General features: G+C 66.5%; 18 protein-coding genes. 7 read left to right on the top strand and 11 right to left on the bottom strand.

What is annotated here, in order from left to right:
• Positions 1-279 precede the first annotated feature (279 nt).
• The 6 genes from ccmA (at position 280) to AUL31_RS10065 (ending at position 3,583) form a co-directional block, all read left to right on the top strand.
• Positions 280-936 (top strand): heme ABC exporter ATP-binding protein CcmA, encoded by a 657-nt coding sequence (gene ccmA, locus AUL31_RS10085; protein WP_060606036.1) that lies wholly within the window; start codon positions 280-282, stop codon positions 934-936.
• Positions 930-1,586 (top strand): heme exporter protein CcmB, encoded by a 657-nt coding sequence (gene ccmB, locus AUL31_RS10080; RefSeq protein ID WP_060605479.1) that lies wholly within the window; start codon positions 930-932, stop codon positions 1,584-1,586. The genes ccmA and ccmB overlap by 7 nt, the downstream gene beginning before the upstream one ends.
• 11 nt (positions 1,587-1,597) lie before the next feature.
• The gene (locus tag AUL31_RS10075) at positions 1,598-2,032 is read left to right on the top strand and encodes a GNAT family N-acetyltransferase (RefSeq protein WP_060606033.1); all 435 of its coding nucleotides are present in this window, start codon (positions 1,598-1,600) and stop codon (positions 2,030-2,032) included.
• A 69-nt stretch (positions 2,033-2,101) separates the two neighbouring features.
• The gene (locus AUL31_RS10070) at positions 2,102-2,857 is read left to right on the top strand and encodes a heme ABC transporter permease (RefSeq protein ID WP_060605476.1); all 756 of its coding nucleotides are present in this window, start codon (positions 2,102-2,104) and stop codon (positions 2,855-2,857) included.
• Positions 2,858-2,861: 4 nt separating this feature from the next.
• A complete protein-coding gene (gene ccmD, locus AUL31_RS19990) occupies positions 2,862-3,002 on the top strand; it encodes a heme exporter protein CcmD (RefSeq protein ID WP_073469129.1) in 141 nt (46 codons plus the stop codon).
• Entirely contained in the window at positions 2,999-3,583 is a 585-nt protein-coding gene (locus AUL31_RS10065; protein WP_060605472.1) for a DsbE family thiol:disulfide interchange protein, read from the top strand. Before ccmD ends, AUL31_RS10065 begins: the two co-directional genes overlap by 4 nt.
• A gap of 40 nt (positions 3,584-3,623) precedes the next feature.
• Here AUL31_RS10065 and AUL31_RS10060 read toward each other — a convergent pair whose 3' ends face one another.
• The 11 genes from AUL31_RS10060 to AUL31_RS10015 form a co-directional block, all read right to left on the bottom strand.
• Positions 3,624-4,385: an amino acid ABC transporter ATP-binding protein gene (locus AUL31_RS10060; protein WP_060605470.1), complete on the bottom strand. Its 762-nt coding sequence runs from the start codon at positions 4,383-4,385 to the stop codon at positions 3,624-3,626.
• Entirely contained in the window at positions 4,382-5,062 is a 681-nt protein-coding gene (locus AUL31_RS10055; RefSeq protein ID WP_060605467.1) for an amino acid ABC transporter permease, read from the bottom strand. The genes AUL31_RS10060 and AUL31_RS10055 overlap by 4 nt, the downstream gene beginning before the upstream one ends.
• Positions 5,063-5,096: 34 nt before the next feature.
• Entirely contained in the window at positions 5,097-5,870 is a 774-nt protein-coding gene (locus AUL31_RS10050; RefSeq protein ID WP_060605464.1) for an amino acid ABC transporter substrate-binding protein, read from the bottom strand.
• A 58-nt stretch (positions 5,871-5,928) separates the two neighbouring features.
• Positions 5,929-6,060 (bottom strand): hypothetical protein, encoded by a 132-nt coding sequence (locus AUL31_RS20800; protein ID WP_280137902.1) that lies wholly within the window; start codon positions 6,058-6,060, stop codon positions 5,929-5,931.
• Positions 6,057-7,274, bottom strand: coding sequence for an MFS transporter (locus AUL31_RS10045; protein ID WP_060605462.1), 1,218 nt, complete (start codon positions 7,272-7,274; stop codon positions 6,057-6,059). Before AUL31_RS10045 ends, AUL31_RS20800 begins: the two co-directional genes overlap by 4 nt.
• A 76-nt stretch (positions 7,275-7,350) precedes the next feature.
• Positions 7,351-8,151, bottom strand: coding sequence for a tellurite resistance TerB family protein (locus tag AUL31_RS10040; protein ID WP_060605459.1), 801 nt, complete (start codon positions 8,149-8,151; stop codon positions 7,351-7,353).
• Between the two features lie 63 nt (positions 8,152-8,214).
• Entirely contained in the window at positions 8,215-8,868 is a 654-nt protein-coding gene (locus tag AUL31_RS10035) for a septation protein A (RefSeq protein ID WP_060605456.1), read from the bottom strand.
• Between the two features lie 18 nt (positions 8,869-8,886).
• A complete protein-coding gene (gene ftsY / locus AUL31_RS10030) occupies positions 8,887-10,359 on the bottom strand; it encodes a signal recognition particle-docking protein FtsY (RefSeq protein WP_060605453.1) in 1,473 nt (490 codons plus the stop codon).
• Between the two features lie 22 nt (positions 10,360-10,381).
• A complete protein-coding gene (gene mtaB, locus AUL31_RS10025) occupies positions 10,382-11,680 on the bottom strand; it encodes a tRNA (N(6)-L-threonylcarbamoyladenosine(37)-C(2))-methylthiotransferase MtaB (RefSeq protein ID WP_060605450.1) in 1,299 nt (432 codons plus the stop codon).
• Positions 11,680-12,564: a diaminopimelate epimerase gene (gene dapF, locus AUL31_RS10020; protein ID WP_060605447.1), complete on the bottom strand. Its 885-nt coding sequence runs from the start codon at positions 12,562-12,564 to the stop codon at positions 11,680-11,682. The genes mtaB and dapF overlap by 1 nt, the downstream gene beginning before the upstream one ends.
• A 47-nt stretch (positions 12,565-12,611) precedes the next feature.
• A complete protein-coding gene (locus tag AUL31_RS10015; protein ID WP_060605444.1) occupies positions 12,612-13,700 on the bottom strand; it encodes an endonuclease/exonuclease/phosphatase family protein in 1,089 nt (362 codons plus the stop codon).
• A gap of 272 nt (positions 13,701-13,972) precedes the next feature.
• Here AUL31_RS10015 and ffh point away from each other — a divergent pair.
• A partial coding sequence (gene ffh / locus AUL31_RS10010) for a signal recognition particle protein (protein WP_060605441.1) occupies positions 13,973-15,485 on the top strand: 1,513 nt, incomplete at its 3' end.

Here is a 15,485-nt window from a genome sequence, read left to right as displayed (position 1 = left end):
CGCCAGTCGCGCCCGCGGAATTGAGCGCGTTTGGTACTGCGGGTACGACCATTTCCGCTCGTCCGCCTCCGCGCCTGCCTGAAACGGCAGGAAGCATGAGATCGGCGCTGTTGATCCACGCCGGTCGCTGGTGTGGTTGGCGCCCTTATAGGCAAGTTTGTAATCGCTATAAAGGGGCAAGACGCGTCCGGATGCTATTTTTGCAGCACCCCTTGCATTGTTGGCAGCCACGGGACAGGACAAGGCATAAGCGGGTTTGGCGGGGGCGATGTGGGTGAACTGAGGCTCGAAGGCGTGGTGATCGGCCGTCAGGCCCGTGCGCTCGGCCCTCCGCTCAGCCTGGCGCTTCGCGGCGGCGAGGCGCTCGTCGTCAGCGGCCCCAACGGAGCCGGAAAATCCACACTGCTGAGAACGCTTGCGGGCCTGACGCCCGCGCTTGCCGGCCGTGTCAGCATCCATGGGCTGAACGCACCCGATGGAGAGCCGGCCTCCCATCCGGGGCAGGTGTGCCACTATATCGGCCATCGCAACGGACTGAAGCCGCTGGAGACGCTTGCGCGCAACGTGGCCTTCTGGCGCGATTACCTTGCCGGGGACCGAACCGGCGTGGATGAGGCGCTGGCCGCCTTCGACCTGCAGCCACTGGCCGCCATACCGGCCGGCTACCTGTCCGCCGGCCAGCAACGGCGCGCGGCGCTGTGCCGTCTTCTGGCGGCATGGCGGCCCCTGTGGCTGCTGGACGAGCCGACGAATGCGCTGGATACCGCGTCGCAGGCGCTTTTTGCGCGGGCGGTGGCATCGCACCTGTCCAAGGGGGGCATGGTGGTCGCGGCAACCCACCAGCCGCTGGAGATCGGTCCCGTGCGTGAACTGGTCCTGGCCGCGCCCCGGGCCGGCACGGGCGAGGCCCAACCGGTGGAGGACTGGCAATGGTGAGCCTGTTCCTGCGCGATCTGGCCTTGTTTGCCCGGGGCGGCGGCTTTGCCACGGGGCTTATCTTCTTCCTGGCCCTCGTGGTCACCATTCCCTTCGGCATCGGGCCCGATCTTGCCCTTCTGTCGCGGATCGGGCCGGCCATCCTGTGGATCGGCGTGCTCATGGCGACGCTGCTGTCGCTCGACCGCCTTTTCCAGGCCGACCGCGAGGACGGGACGCTCGACGCGCTGATTCTCGGGCCGGTTCCGATGCCGCTGGTGGTTCTGGCCAAATGCGCCGCCTTGTGGTGCGCGGCCATCCTGCCGCTGGTGGTGGCCGCGCCCATCCTGGGCCTGTTCCTTGCGGTGGAGCCGGCGGCACTGGGGGCCGTGGCCGCCACCCTTCTGGTCGGCTCGCCCGCAATCGTGCTTGTCGGGGCCGTGGGCGCGGCCATCGCGATTTCGCTGCCGCGCGGCGGCGTGCTGGTGTCGGTTCTGGTGCTGCCCCTGACGGTCCCGATCCTGATCTTCGGGGTTACGGCCGCCTATGGCGCCGTCAACGACCCCGCCCCCTTCCGCGAGCCGTTCCTTGTGCTGTGCGGATTGTCGCTTTTCTTCGCCGTGCTCGGGCCCGTCGCGGCGGCCCTTGCGCTGCGGATGCTGGCCGATTGAAGGATGTGACGATGCAGGAAGCCTATACCCTGTCCATGGAGATACCCACCGTCGAGGATTACCGCCGCCTGCGCACGGTTGCCGGCCTTTCGGGCAAGACCGAGGAGGCGGCGCAGCGCGGGCTGCCGAATAGCTGGTCGGCGGTTGTCGTGCGGCATGAAGGCCGCGTCGTGGCCATGGGCCGGGTGATCGGCGATGGCGGCTGCTTCTTCCAGGTCTGCGATATGGCAGTAGAGCCGGAGCATCAGGGGCGCGGTCTCGGCAAGCGCATCTTTGCCCGGCTGATGGACGATCTCACGGAGCGCGCTCCGGACTCGGCCTATGTCAGCCTGATCGCCGATGGCGACGCCAAGCATCTCTATGCCAAATTCGGCTTCGAACCGGTCATGCCGGCGTCGATCGGCATGGCGGTATGGATCGGCGGGCGACCCTCCAAAGGACTTTGAGCGCCGCATGTTGCATCGCAGCGCATCGCCCATTTGCGATGGCGGCGGCGCGCATTTAGATTGCCTCTCATGAACGACATCGCCGTCAGACAATCGCGCTTTTCGGCGCTGGCCAACCCGACGCGCTTCCTGCAGCTTTCCGGCAGGGTGCAACCTTACGTCTATGCGGCTGCCATCGCGTGCATCGCCGTGGGGCTTGGGCTCGGCTTTGCCGCGCCGGACGATTACCAGCAGGGCGCGACGGTGCGCATCATGTTCATCCACGTACCTTTTGCCTGGCTGTCGATGATGGTGTGGACCGTGATGACGGTGTCGGCGCTCGGCACCCTGGTCTGGCGGCACCCGATCGCAGAGGTGTCCATCAAGGCGGCGGCGCCCATCGGCGCGGCCTTCACCCTTCTGGCTCTGGTGACGGGCTCGGTCTGGGGCCGCCCCATGTGGGGCACGTGGTGGGTGTGGGATGCCCGGCTGACCAGCGTCTTCGTGCTGTTCATCATGTATCTCGGCCTTATCGCGCTGACCCGCGCCTTCGACGATCCGGGCAAGGCGGGCAAGCCCTCGGCCATCCTGGTGCTGGTTGGATTCATCAACATCCCGATCATCAAATTCTCCGTCGACTGGTGGAACACGCTGCATCAGCCGGCCAGCGTGGTGCGGGTGGACGGGCCGTCCATGGCGGCGGTCTATCTCTGGCCGCTGCTTCTGTCGGCGCTGGGCTTCTCGCTCTTGTTCTTCGCCCTGCATCTGACGGCGATGCGCACGGAGATACGACGCCGGCGCATCGTGGCTCTGGGCCGGCGGTCGGCCGCGCGTATGGAGGCCTGACGCCATGACCGGTGACTATTTCGGCTACATCGCCGCAGCCTACGGCATATCGGCTCTCGTCCTGGCGGCGCTCTGCCTGTTCATAATGCTGGATGCACGGTCCGCCGCACGGCGCCTCGAGGCATTGGAAGGCAAGCGCCGATGACGCCGGGAAAAACGCGCCGTCTTGCGCTGGCGGCAATACCGCTGATCCTGTTCGTGGGGATGGGCGGCATCTTTCTCTTTGCGCTGGAATCGGGCCGCGATCCGCAGGCCCTGCCATCGGCGCTCCAGGGCCGGGCAGCTCCGGCAACCAGCCTGCCGCCGCTGGAAGGCGCGCGGCTGGCGGATGGGAGCCCTGTTCCGGGGCTGACCTTTCCGGCCGGGGGCACGGGGCGGCCCGCTTTGGTGAACGTCTTCGCCTCGTGGTGCGCGCCGTGCCGTGCCGAGCATCCGTTGCTGATGCGGCTGGCGGCCGATCCGCGCTTCGATCTGATCGGCATCAACTACAAGGACAAGCCCGAGCAGGCGTCGGGATTCCTGGAAGAACTCGGAAACCCCTATGCCCAGATCGGGGCCGACGAAGACGGCCGCGTCGGCATCGACTGGGGTGTCTATGGCGTGCCGGAAACATTCCTGGTGTCGCCCGAGGGCACGGTGCTTTGGAAGGCGACCGGCCCGCTGACGCCGGCGATCATCCGGGAAGAGCTGCTGCCCCGGCTGGAGGCCGGCAGCCCGCTTTCCTGATCGGGCGGTTCAAAACCGCTGGCCGGGCCGTCCGCTGGCGTCAGGCAACCGGGGTGGTCGCCGCCGTCAGGGATGCCAGGAAGCGCCGGGTGCGCTCTTCCCTCGGTGCGCCGAACAGCGTGCCGGAGGGCCCCATCTCCACAACCACGCCCGCATCCAGAAAAACGGCATGCCCTGCAATGCGCGAGCCGAGGCGCAGATCGTGGGTGGCCATCACCATCGTCGTGCCATCGCGCGCCAGCCCTGCCAGAACCTCTACCACCTCGTCGGACAGTTCCGGGTCCAGCGCCGATGTCGGCTCGTCGCAGAGCAGGACACGGGGCGAGGGGGCCAGTGCCCTTGCAATGGCGACGCGTTGCTGCTGCCCACCCGACAGTGTCGAGGGCCAGGCATCCGCCTTGTCCGCAAGGCCGACCCTGTCCAGCAACTGCATGGCCCGCTCGCGGGCCTTCGGCTGCGGCCACTTCAGCACCGTCACAAGGGATTCCATCACGTTTTGCACGGCCGTCCGATGCGGGAATAGCTGAAAATTCTGGAATACCATTCCGGTCTGGCGCCGCACGGCCTGAACCTGCCGCCAGGGCAGCTTTCGGCCCGGCTGGAAATCCACCTCCGCGTCGCCCACCTGCAGGTGACCGCGATCCGGCATTTCCAAAAGGTTGATACAGCGCAGCAGCGTGCTCTTGCCGCTGCCCGAAGGGCCGATCAGCGCGGTGACGCTGCCTTCCGCAAAGCTGAGCGAAATGCCTTTCAGCACTTCGTTCGTCCCGAAGCTCTTGTGGAGGTCCTGCATGGTGATCATGACCGCGTCTCCATGAAACCGCCATACCGGTTCAGGCGCCTTTCCATCCAGGCCTGCAGCGATGACAGGACGGACGACAGCAGAAGATAGATCAACGCCGCCTGGACATAGAGGATGAGCGGCTCGTAGGTCACCGCCACGATCCGTTGTGCCTGCTGGAACAGTTCCGGCACGGTTATGGCGGCAGCCAGGGACGTATCCTTGACCAGCGAGATGAACGTGTTGGACAGCGGCGGTACGGCGGTGCGGGCGGCCTGGGGCAGGATCGTGCGGCGCATGGTCTGGAACCAGCTCATGCTGATGGAATAGGACGCCTCCCACTGCCCGCGCGGGACGGAAGCGATCACCGCCCGGATGATCTCCGACGTATAGGCGCCGACATTGAGCGTGAAGCCGATTACGGCCGCGGTGAAGGCATCCAGCACGATGCCGGCGCTGGGCAGGCCGTAGAAGATCAGGAATAGCTGCACCAGCAGCGGCGTGCCGCGGAAGATCCAGACATAGAAGCGCGCGATGAGCGCGAAAGGCTTTGGCGCGAACATGCGCACCAGCGCGGTCACGAGGCCGAGCGACAGGCCCAGTACGAAGGATATCAACGTCAGCGGGGCCGTGAATTTCAGGGCCGCCCACAGCAGCGGCCCCAGCGAATCCCACATGAGTTGCAGCCAGAAGGGCATGTCATACTCCGCCTTCAGGCTTCGCCGTCGCTATTTATTGCGAGACGTCCGCGCCGAAATATTTGTCGGCGATGGCCTGGTAGGTGCCATCGGTCTTGATGTCTGCAAGGGCGGCGTTGACCGCGGCAACGAGATCGTCCTGCCCCTGACGCATCAGGATGCCGGAATATTCCGCGTCTTCAAGTTCGGCGGCAACCTGCACGGGTGCATTCGGTTGCTTCTTGCGGAAATCCAGAAATGACAGGCTGTCGTTGATCGTCGCGTCGGCCCGGCCCTGCAGGACTAGCTGGATCGACTGGTCGAAACCGTCCGTGGCAACCAGCTCGGCGCCGTTTTCCTGTGCCAGACGCCCGAAATTACTGGTCAGCGACTGTGCCGCACGAAGGCCATTCAGGTCGCCGAACGCCTTGACTGCTTCGTTGTCGGCCTTGACGATCAGCACGGCCTTGGATGCGATATACGGGTCCGAGAAGCTGTATTTGCGCTGCCGCGCCTCGGTGATGCCGACCTGGTTGATGACGGCGTCGTAGCGGTTGGCGTCGAGCCCGGCGATGAGACCGTCCCATTTTCCTTCCAGGAACTCGGCCCGTACGCCCATCTTCTCGGCGACGGCGCGGCCGATCTCGACATCGAAGCCCACGAGTGCGCCGCTGGCATCGTGAAAGGTGAAGGGGGCATAAGTGCCTTCGGTGCCGATGCGGATAACGCCGTCCGCCTTGATCCGCTCAAGGTCTGTCTGGGCCTGCGCAGGCGCGCCGAGGCCGGCGGCCACCAGCGTTGCGGCGAGTATCGTGCTGAACCACTTCATGGGACAATCCTGTCTTGGTCGTGCGGGGGCGGAGCTCCCTTGCCTGCACAGGTAATGCCTAGAGGCAGAAAATGAAGGCCGAGCCCGTCCATATGGCAAGGCCATGCGCCTCCCAAAGCCATAATCCGCCCGCCAGCGCCACGAGGATGCCGGCCGCCGTCGCGGCCCTGAGGGCGAGCCTGCCGCTCATGCCGCCTGCGCCCGCAGGATGGGCCGGTCGCGGATCGGCAGGTTGACCACGCCGGCCAGAAGGCCGAGCGCGATGGATACCTGCCAGGCAAGATCGTAGCTGCCGGTGCCCTCGAAAAAGCGGCCTGCCAGCCATGCCCCGAAGAAGCCGCCCACCTGATGGCTCATGAACACGATGCCGAACAGCGTGGCCAGGTACCGCACGCCGAAGATCTGGCTGACGAGCCCGCTGGTCAGCGGCACGGTGCCGAGCCACAGGAAACCGATGGCACAGGCGAAGAGCGTTGCGCTGAGCGGGGTGAACGGCACCGCCAGAAAGGCGACGATGACCGCCGACCGGGCGAAGTACAGCGCGGACAGGACATACTTCTTGCGCAGCTTGTCGGCGCTGAGGCCGAAGACATAGGAGCCGAGAATATTGAACAGGCCGATGAGCGCCAGCGCCCGCGCCCCGATGGCAGGGTCCAGTCCCTGATCGGCCAGGAAGGCAGGCAGGTGGGTGGAGATGAAGGCGACGTGGAAGCCGCAGACGAAAAAGCCGAAGTTCAGAAGCCAGTAGCCCGGATGGCGGGATGCCTCGCCCAGCGCCTCCTTGAGGCTCTGCTGCCGGGCGGCGCTTGTCGGCCCGCCGGCCGGAAGGCCGGCTATGCCGCGCGCCAGCACGACGATGGCAAGCGCCAGCGCCGCACCGAGCAGCATGGTTTCACGCCAGCCGAAGCTGGTGATCAGCCCCTGCGTCAGCGGCACCACCATGAACTGTCCGAAAGAGCCGCCGGCCGTCGCGATGCCGATGGCCGTCCCGCGCTTTTCCGGGGGCACGGCGCGGCCGACGGCGCCCAGAATGACCACGAATGTGATGCCCGTCATGGCGACGCCGGCCAGAAGACCCAGCGAAAGGTTCAACCCGAGGGCGCTGCCGGCCATGCCGGCCAGCGCCAGCGACAGCGCATAGAGGAGGCCGCCCACGGCTGCGACACGGCCGGACCCATGCTTGTCCGCCAGCGCGCCGACGAAGGGCTGAGCCAGGCCGAGAATCAGTGTCTGGACGGCAATGGCAAGACCGAAGGCTTCGCGGCTGACGCCCAGCTCCAGCTCGACCGGGCGCATATAGAGGCCGAAGGACTGGCGCAGACCCATGGAGATGGTGACGATCGCCGCGCCGCAGGCCAGCACGATGGCCGGCCTTGCGTATCCGAGACGGGACCCTGTCCGCATGTCGACATTCCTCCGCGCGAGACCCCGCGCACACCCTCAGTAAGGGAGCGGCGGGCGCGCGGTCAATGCCACCGTATCATGCCTGCAGGGCGTTCTCATGCGCATCGTGGATCTCTGCGACGAGGTCCGGGGGGAGGCGCAGCGCGGCGGCAAGCCTTTGCAGATAGTCGCGTTCGGCCGGCGTATCGGCGTCGATGGCCATCAGCGAGGCGAGATACACTTCAACCCCGGCCTCGGGTGTGCGGGCCTGCGCGGCAAGATCTTCCACCGGCATCGGGCGGCGCAGCTCGTCCATCACCAGCGACTTTTCTTCGGCATCGAGTTCGAGCCCGTCCATCTTGCCGAAGATCGCTTCCTCTTCGCCGCTGTCGATGCTGCCGTCCGCCTTGGCGGCGGCAATCATGGCCGACAGAAGCAGGCGGGCATATTCCTGCTCTTCGCCGGGGGGCGGGATGAAGGCAGTATCCGACGCGTCCGGAATCTCGCCGGGGGCGATGCGATTGGCCGTATTGCCGGCCTGCTGCGCCTGATAATTCTGCCAGGCCTTGTAGCCGAGGCCGGCAACCAGGGCCAGGCCGCCGAGCCTGAGGGCAGAGCCGCCGAGCTTCTTGGCATTCTTGCCGCGCAGGAGATAGGAGGCGAGGCCGCCGGCGATCACGGGGCCGAGCGCGCCGCCCATGCCGCCACCGATACCGCCACCCCGGCCACCGCCGCTTCTGCCCCCGAGGACGCTGCCCACGAGGTCTCCGAGCCCGCCCGGCAGGCCGGCGCCGAGCCCGCTTTGGCCCGTCTGCATGCCACCTTGGCCCGCACCCGCCCTGGGCGCACCGCGCCCCGTGCCGAGAAACTGGTCGAGAAGTTTTTGTGCGTCGATCATGCTCAGCGCTCCTTGAATACCTTCGATGGGAAAGGTGGGAGCCTGAAGAGGATTTGCAACGCGCTACTTCTTGGTATCGAAGAGCGGCTCCGTGGCGTGGCGCTTCAACAGGGGAAACTGCGCCAGCATGAAGGCGATGGTGATGGGCATCGTACCCCAGACCTTGAACGCCACCCAGAAGTCGGTGGAGAACAGGCGCCAGACCACTTCGTTCAGCACGGCAAGGAAAACGAAGAACAGCCCCCAGCGCAGCGTCAGCTTGCGCCAGCCCTCGTTGTCGAGCTTGAAGGCCTGGTCGAAGACATAGCCAAGCAGCGGCTTGCCGAAAGCCAGCCCGCCTAAGAGAACGGCGGCGAACAGGCCGTTGACGATGGTAGGCTTCATCTTGATGAAGACTTCGTCCTGCAGCCACAGCGTCAGCGTGCCGAACACCACGACGACGACACCCGATACGATGGGCATGATCGGCAGCGTCCGGACCATGATCCAGGACACGGTCAGCGAAACCACCGTCGCCAGCATGAAGAGCGCCGTTGCGACGAAGAGCGGTCCCCCGAGCGCGCCCAGCGCGGGCACCGCCTCGGCAATGGCCTTACCCCTGTTGTTGGCAAAGAAGAAGACCACCAGAGGTCCAAGTTCGAGCGCGAACTTGACGATGGGGTTCATTTCCTTGCGACCCGGCCTGTTGGGGGCTTCCTCGACGATGCGTTCGGACATCTCGTGCTCCTTCGGTGCTCAGGCCGCGTGGCCGGCGATCGCCTCGGCGAAATCGCGTGCCTTGAACGGTTCCAGATCGTCTATGCCTTCACCGACGCCGATGAAATAGACCGGCAAGGCGTGACGCGTGGCGATGGCCACCAGGATGCCGCCGCGTGCCGTACCGTCGAGCTTGGTCATCACCAGTCCGTTCACTCCGGCGACGTTGCGGAATATCTCCACCTGGCTCATGGCGTTCTGTCCCGTCGTGGCATCCAGTGTCTGCAGCACGGTATGCGGCGCATCGGGCGCGCGCTTGCGCAGCACGCGCACGATCTTTTCCAGCTCGGCCATCAGTTCGGTGCGGTTCTGCAGCCGGCCGGCGGTGTCGATGATGAGCACGTCCGAGCCGTTTCGCAATGCCTCGTCATAGGCTTCGAAGGCCAGTCCCGCCGCGTCGGCGCCGATGTCGCGGGCAACGACAGCCGAGCCGGTGCGCTCGCCCCATATCTTCAACTGCTCCACCGCAGCGGCGCGGAACGTATCGCCGGCCGCCAGCGTGACCTTCAGGCCGCCGCGCGTCAGCTTGGCGGCCAGCTTGCCGATCGTGGTCGTCTTGCCGGTGCCGTTGACGCCGACCACCAGGATCACATGCGGCTTGACCGAAAGATCGAGCTCCAGCGGCCGGGCGACGGGCGCCAGCGAACGCTCGACCTCCTCGGCCAGGATGGCGCGCACCGCCTCTCCGGTAATCTCCTTGCCGTAACGCCCCTCGGACAGACGTTCGGTGATGCGGGTTGCCGTCTCTACCCCAAGGTCGGCCTGGATCAGCACGTCCTCGAAATCCTGCAGCGTCTCTTCGTCGAGGCGGCGCTTGGTGAAGAGAGAGGTGATCTGCCCCGACAATTGCCCGGACGAGCGCGAAAGACCATCGCGCAGCCGCTGGAACCAGCTTCGCGCGGGCTCGGCCGCCAATGCCGCGCCGGCAGCGGCCTGCTTGGCCTCGACGACACGCCAGCCGGGCTGATCGGTTTCCTCGGCGTCCGGCTCCGGCTCGACCGGCTCGTCGAGCCAGGCGAAGGAATCGTCGTCTTCCTCTTCTTCCGGCGGCAGCTCGATCTCTTCGACGGGGATGCTTTCGGCGGCAGCTTCCACGACCGGCTCGGGCGCGGGCAGGCCGCCATCCTCTTCGATCAGGGTCGCTTCGGCTTCCTCGATGGCCTCGACGTCCGGCGCGTCCTCCTTAAGCCAGTCGAAGTCGGCATCCGGCTCGGTGTCGGGTACGCCCGGCTCTTCCAGGAAGGCGAAATCGTCGCCATCGGCCGGGGCAGGCGCGTCGGCAACCAGGGGCCCGTCGACCAGGGGTTCTTCAACCAGGGGCTCGATCGGCTCGGCTTCGCGCGGCGCAACGTCCGCCGGCACCACCTGCGTCGGGGCAGACTCTGCCGGAGCGGCGGAATCGTCCTGGCCGAAAGTGAAGATGCGGCGAAAGAAGCCTTTCTGCTCTGCCATGAAGTCTCCAGTTCGATAGGGGTCAGGCGGCGGCGGCCATCAGAGGCCGCGCAACCAGGCGTTCGCCTGTCTGGCCGATGATCTCGGCCTCGACGATTTCGCCGGGGGCGCCGACCGCGATGTCGGCAAGGGTGAAGTCTTCGGCGCGGCCAAGGCCCTCGCGCTCGACCAGGATGCGCTGCCGCGTGCCCACCAGCCGCGCCAGATGTGCCGCGTGCGCCGCCTCGCCCCGCGCACGCAGAAGCGCGGCTCGCTCCTTGCCGACGGCCTTGGGCAGTTGCGGCATGCGGGCCGCAGGGGTGCCCTTGCGCGGCGAAAAGGGAAACACGTGAAGATGCGTCAGCCCGCACTCTTCCACGAGGCGGAGCGAATTTTCGAACATCGCGTCCGTTTCCGTCGGAAAGCCTGCGATGATGTCGGCGCCGTAGACGATGTCGGGCCGGCGCGACCGCATGTCGACACAGAAGGCGATGGCGTCTTCGCGGCTGTGACGGCGCTTCATGCGCTTCAGGATCATGTTGTCGCCGGCCTGCAGCGACAGGTGCAGATGCGGCATCAGCCGCATCTCCGTGCCGATGGCGTCCAGAAGGGCCGGGTCGGCTTCGATGGAGTCGATGGACGACAGGCGCAGGCGGGGCAGGTCGGGCACATGGCGAAGGATGGCCTGCACCAGCGTACCCAGGCGCGGCGCGCCCGGCAGGTCGGCACCCCAGCTCGTCATGTCGACGCCGGACAAAACCACCTCGCGGTAACCGGCATCCACCAGGCGGCGCACCTGCGCCACCGCGGCGCCCATGGGCACCGAACGGGAGTTGCCGCGTCCGAAGGGGATGATGCAGAAGGTGCAGCGATGGTCGCAGCCGTTCTGGACCTGCACGATGGCGCGGGCACGGCCTTCGATGGCGTCCACCATATGGCCCGCCGTCTCGCGGACGCTCATGATATCGTTGACGCGCACCTTCTCTTCGGCGGACACGCCGAAATCGGGCAGGCTTCTGTAGCTGTCGGCCTTCAACTTGTCGTCATTGCCGATGACGGCATCCACCTCGTCCATCCGGGCGAAGGTTTCGCCCTCGGTCTGCGCGGCGCAGCCGGTGACGATGATGCGTGCGGACGGGTTGTCGCGGCGGGCGCGGCGCACCGCCTGGCGCGCCTGGCGCACCGCCTCGCCGGTGACGGCGCAGGTGTTGATGATGATGGCGGGAACGGCGTCGGCAGCGCCAAGGCCGGCCGCCGCCGCCTCGCGCTTCATGATCTCCGCCTCGAAGGTGTTGAGGCGGCAGCCGAAGGATATCACGTCGATCGCAGGCTTGCCGGTCATCAGGCTGCGCTCTCCTGCGCGGCGCGGCGATGATCGCCCGTGACGGGATCCAGGAAACCATCCCATTCCAGTTCGGCGGGCCCGGTCATCATCACATGGCCATCGTCTCGCCATTCGACGATCAGGTCGCCGCCGGGCACGGTCACGGTCAGGCGGCGGCCGGCGCGGCCGGTGCGCGCGGCAAGCACGGCTGCGGCGCAGGCGGCAGAGCCGCAGGCCTGCGTCAGGCCGACGCCGCGCTCGAAGGTGCGCATGGTCAACGCCGTCGGCCCGGTCACCTGGGCGATGCTGACATTGACCCGGTCGGGAAACAGCGGGTGATGCTCCACCTCTGCGCCGTGCCGGGCCAAGTCGACGGTTTGCACGCCGCGGTCGATGAAGAAGACCGCATGGGGGTTGCCCATCGAGGCCAGCGCGGGCCGCGACAGGACCGGCGCGCCCTCCGGTCCGCTGTCCACCGGGGCGTCGTTCGTGTCGTCGATGGCATGCGCAAGCGGGATATCCTGCCAGTCGAACAGCGGCACGCCCATGTCGACACTGATGAGGCCGCCGGGCAGGGCCCGGGCCTCCAGTATGCCGCGCCGCGTCTGCAGGAGGTATTCCTGCGCACCCGTCTGCCGCCCGAGATACAGGACCACGCAGCGCGTGCCGTTGCCGCAGGCCCCGGCCTCGCTGCCATCGGCGTTCAGGATGACGATGTCGGCATCGGTGCCGGTGGTTCTCGGATCGTGGATCGCCATGATCTGATCGAAATGGGTCTCGGCCTTGCCCGCCAGCGCCACCGCTGCCGCCGGCGTGATGCGGTCCGAACGCCCGCGCAGGTCGGCGACGAGGATTTCGTTGCCGAGCCCGTTCATGCGGGAAAAGGGGACGTCGAGTGCCATGGCCGCTATATGCCGTCTTTCTGCTTGGATTGCCAGTCGCCGGGGGTTCAGCCTTCCCAGTCGGTGCCGACCGGGTCACGCTCGAGTTTCACGCCTTCCCGGCGCAGCTCGCGTGCCTCCTGCCGGTCCGCTTCGTCCATCTGTTCGGGCTCTTCCGCGGCGATGTCGCCCTTGCCCAGCGCCAGTCGGAACAGGATGGGGAAATGGTCGGAGCCTGCCCGGTCCAGCCGCTTGATGCCGGCCAGGCGGAAGCGGGCATCGTGGAACAGGTGGTCCAGCGGCCAGCGTATAAAGAAGAAACGGGCGTCGAAGGTGGAATAGAAGCCGCGCCCGATGCGCGGATCGAGCAGCCGGGAAATGCGCTGGAACAGCCGCGTCGTATGCGACCAGGCAACGTCGTTGAGATCGCCCGTGACGATGCAGGGCAACGTATCCTCGCGGACGAGCCCGGCCACCGTCACCAGTTCGGCGTCGCGTCCGTAGGAATCCACGACCGGGACCGGGGGCTCCGGGTGCACGCAATACAGGCGGAAGCGGTCCTTGTTGCGCAGGCTCACCGTGGCGGTGATGGATGGGATGTCGTCCATCACCAGATCGCGCACCGCGACATCGACGAGCGGCAGGCGGGAATAGAGGATCATCCCGTAGCTGTTGTCGAGCGGATGGGAAACCACATGCTCATACCGGTCGGCGAGGGGCTCCAGCCCCTTCGCCCAGCCGGAATCGACCTCCATGAAGAGCGCGATGTCGGCATCGGCGGCCGCGGCGACGGCCAGGGCCTTGTCGTAGTGCCGGTTCGACTGCTTGACGTTGAAGGACAGGATCGAGACGACGGACGGATCGTCGTCCGGCCCGTCGAACGCCAGCGACTGCGCTTTCCTCAGCGGCGTGAACTGCACGATGGGCACGATCTGCGCTATGGCGACCGCGACCAGGGAGGCGGACGCGACCGGGCTTATCCAGCCATCGGCGGGCAGGACGATGGAAAAGGCCAGAAGCACCAGAGTCGCCAGAAGTATCTGCAGGCGGGGAAACGAGAAGACGCGGACGAAGCCATGCGCCACCCGCAGGAACGACAGGGCGGTGGCGATGACGAGCACGATCGTCAGGCAGGCGAGCACGATGCCCCAGCTCATCGCGGCCTGCTGTTGGTAGGTTCGGACATGACTGGCCCCCAGGTTGACATAAGCGCGAAGACAGGCTTAAAGCTGCGCGATCCGCGACAGTTCCGTCCGCGAGCAACCGACCACGCCCCTTCCTTGCGGAAGCCACGTGGAGGTCACCATCCGCCAGCGAGTTTCGCCCGCGGATGCGTTTCGTTTTGGTTGCTACCGGTTGGAGAGGTTGCCGTCCATCCCCATTCTGGCGTTCGGCACCATGCCGTACGAGATGAATGGAAAGGAAATCGATGTTCGAATCCCTCCAGGACCGCCTTGGGTCCATCCTGAACGGCCTTACCGGCCGCGGCGCCCTGTCCGACAAAGACGTGTCGGCTGCGCTGCGCGAGGTGCGCCGTGCCTTGCTGGAAGCGGACGTCGCCCTCGAGGTGGTGCGCGACTTCACCGACAATGTACGCCAGAAGGCCGTCGGCGCCGAGATCGTGAAATCGATCAAGCCCGGCCAGATGGTGGTCAAGATCGTCCATGACGAGCTTGTCGCCATGCTGGGTTCGGAGCAGGTCGCGATCGATCTGAACGCCCCCGCACCGGTGACCATCATGATGGTCGGCCTGCAGGGCTCGGGCAAGACCACCACCACCGGCAAGATGGCGAAGCGGCTGACCGAGCGCCAGCGCAAGAAGGTGCTGATGGCCTCGCTCGATACGCGGCGGCCCGCCGCGCAGGAGCAGCTTCGTATCCTCGGCGAGCAGACAGGTGTCGCCACCCTGCCGATCATCGCAGGTCAGGGGCCGGTCGAGATCGCCTCTCGCGCCTCGCAGGCGGCGCGCCTGGGCGGCTATGACGTCCTTATTCTGGATACCGCCGGCCGCACCCATATCGACGAGCCGCTGATGGTCGAGATGGCCGAGATCAAGGCGCGCTCGAACCCGCATGAAATTCTTCTCGTGGCCGATTCACTCACCGGTCAGGATGCCGTGAACCTGGCCCGCTCCTTCGATGAGCGGGTTGGCATATCCGGTATCGTCCTGACGCGCGTGGATGGCGACGGCCGCGGCGGCGCCGCGCTCTCGATGCGCGCCGTCACCGGCAAGCCGATCAAGCTGATCGGCGTCGGCGAAAAGATGGACGCTCTGGAGGAGTTCCACCCGGGGCGCATCGCCGACCGCATCCTCGGCATGGGCGACATCGTCTCCCTGGTCGAGAAGGCAGCCGAAAACATCGACGCGGAAAAGGCCGCGGCGATGGCCAAGAAGATGCGTTCGGGCAAGTTCGACCTCAACGATCTGTCCGACCAGATCCGCCAGATGCAGAAGATGGGCGGCATGGGCGGGCTGATGGGCCTGATGCCCGGCATGGGCAAGATCAAGAATCAGGTTGCGGCGGCGGGGCTGGACGATACGCTTCTCAAGCGCCAGCTTGCCATCATCTCGTCGATGACGGCTGCCGAGCGCGCCAACCCCGATTTGCTCAAGCACAGCCGCAAGAAGCGCATCGCGCTCGGCTCCGGCACCGATTCGGCCGACATCAACAAGCTGCTCAAGATGCACCGGCAGATGGCCGACATGATGAAGTCGGTCGGCAAGGGCAAGGGCGGCGGCATGATGGGCAAGCTCATGGGTGGCCTCGGCGCCAAGATGGGCATGCCGGGCGGCGGCGGCATGCCGGACCTGTCCAAGATGGACCCCAAGCAACTCGAGGAAATGGCCAAGGCCATGCAGGCGGGCGGCGGGCCGGGCGGCCTGCCACCCGGCCTCGGCGGGGCCGGCGGATTGCCCGGCCTCGGTAGCGGCTTCCCGGGCT

The sequence above is a fragment of the Aureimonas altamirensis genome, assembly GCF_001463885.1.
Classification (GTDB): domain Bacteria; phylum Pseudomonadota; class Alphaproteobacteria; order Rhizobiales; family Rhizobiaceae; genus Aureimonas; species Aureimonas altamirensis.
Note: the sequence above shows the minus strand (reverse complement) of the source record. Positions and strands in the feature narration are given on the sequence as shown.

Coding starts and splice junctions, on each gene's coding strand:
- AUL31_RS10050 (WP_060605464.1), bottom strand. CDS start 5,870: ATGAAGTGGTTCAGCACGATACTCGCCGCAACGCTGGTGGCCGCCGGC.
- mtaB (WP_060605450.1), bottom strand. CDS start 11,680: ATGACCGGCAAGCCTGCGATCGACGTGATATCCTTCGGCTGCCGCCTC.
- AUL31_RS10040 (WP_060605459.1), bottom strand. CDS start 8,151: ATGATCGACGCACAAAAACTTCTCGACCAGTTTCTCGGCACGGGGCGC.
- AUL31_RS10070 (WP_060605476.1), top strand. CDS start 2,102: ATGAACGACATCGCCGTCAGACAATCGCGCTTTTCGGCGCTGGCCAAC.
- ccmB (WP_060605479.1), top strand. CDS start 930: ATGGTGAGCCTGTTCCTGCGCGATCTGGCCTTGTTTGCCCGGGGCGGC.
- AUL31_RS10015 (WP_060605444.1), bottom strand. CDS start 13,700: ATGAGCTGGGGCATCGTGCTCGCCTGCCTGACGATCGTGCTCGTCATC.
- AUL31_RS20800 (WP_280137902.1), bottom strand. CDS start 6,060: ATGAGCGGCAGGCTCGCCCTCAGGGCCGCGACGGCGGCCGGCATCCTC.
- ccmD (WP_073469129.1), top strand. CDS start 2,862: ATGACCGGTGACTATTTCGGCTACATCGCCGCAGCCTACGGCATATCG.
- AUL31_RS10045 (WP_060605462.1), bottom strand. CDS start 7,274: ATGCGGACAGGGTCCCGTCTCGGATACGCAAGGCCGGCCATCGTGCTG.
- AUL31_RS10060 (WP_060605470.1), bottom strand. CDS start 4,385: ATGATCACCATGCAGGACCTCCACAAGAGCTTCGGGACGAACGAAGTG.
- AUL31_RS10055 (WP_060605467.1), bottom strand. CDS start 5,062: ATGCCCTTCTGGCTGCAACTCATGTGGGATTCGCTGGGGCCGCTGCTG.
- AUL31_RS10075 (WP_060606033.1), top strand. CDS start 1,598: ATGCAGGAAGCCTATACCCTGTCCATGGAGATACCCACCGTCGAGGAT.
- ftsY (WP_060605453.1), bottom strand. CDS start 10,359: ATGGCAGAGCAGAAAGGCTTCTTTCGCCGCATCTTCACTTTCGGCCAG.
- dapF (WP_060605447.1), bottom strand. CDS start 12,564: ATGGCACTCGACGTCCCCTTTTCCCGCATGAACGGGCTCGGCAACGAA.
- AUL31_RS10035 (WP_060605456.1), bottom strand. CDS start 8,868: ATGTCCGAACGCATCGTCGAGGAAGCCCCCAACAGGCCGGGTCGCAAG.
- AUL31_RS10065 (WP_060605472.1), top strand. CDS start 2,999: ATGACGCCGGGAAAAACGCGCCGTCTTGCGCTGGCGGCAATACCGCTG.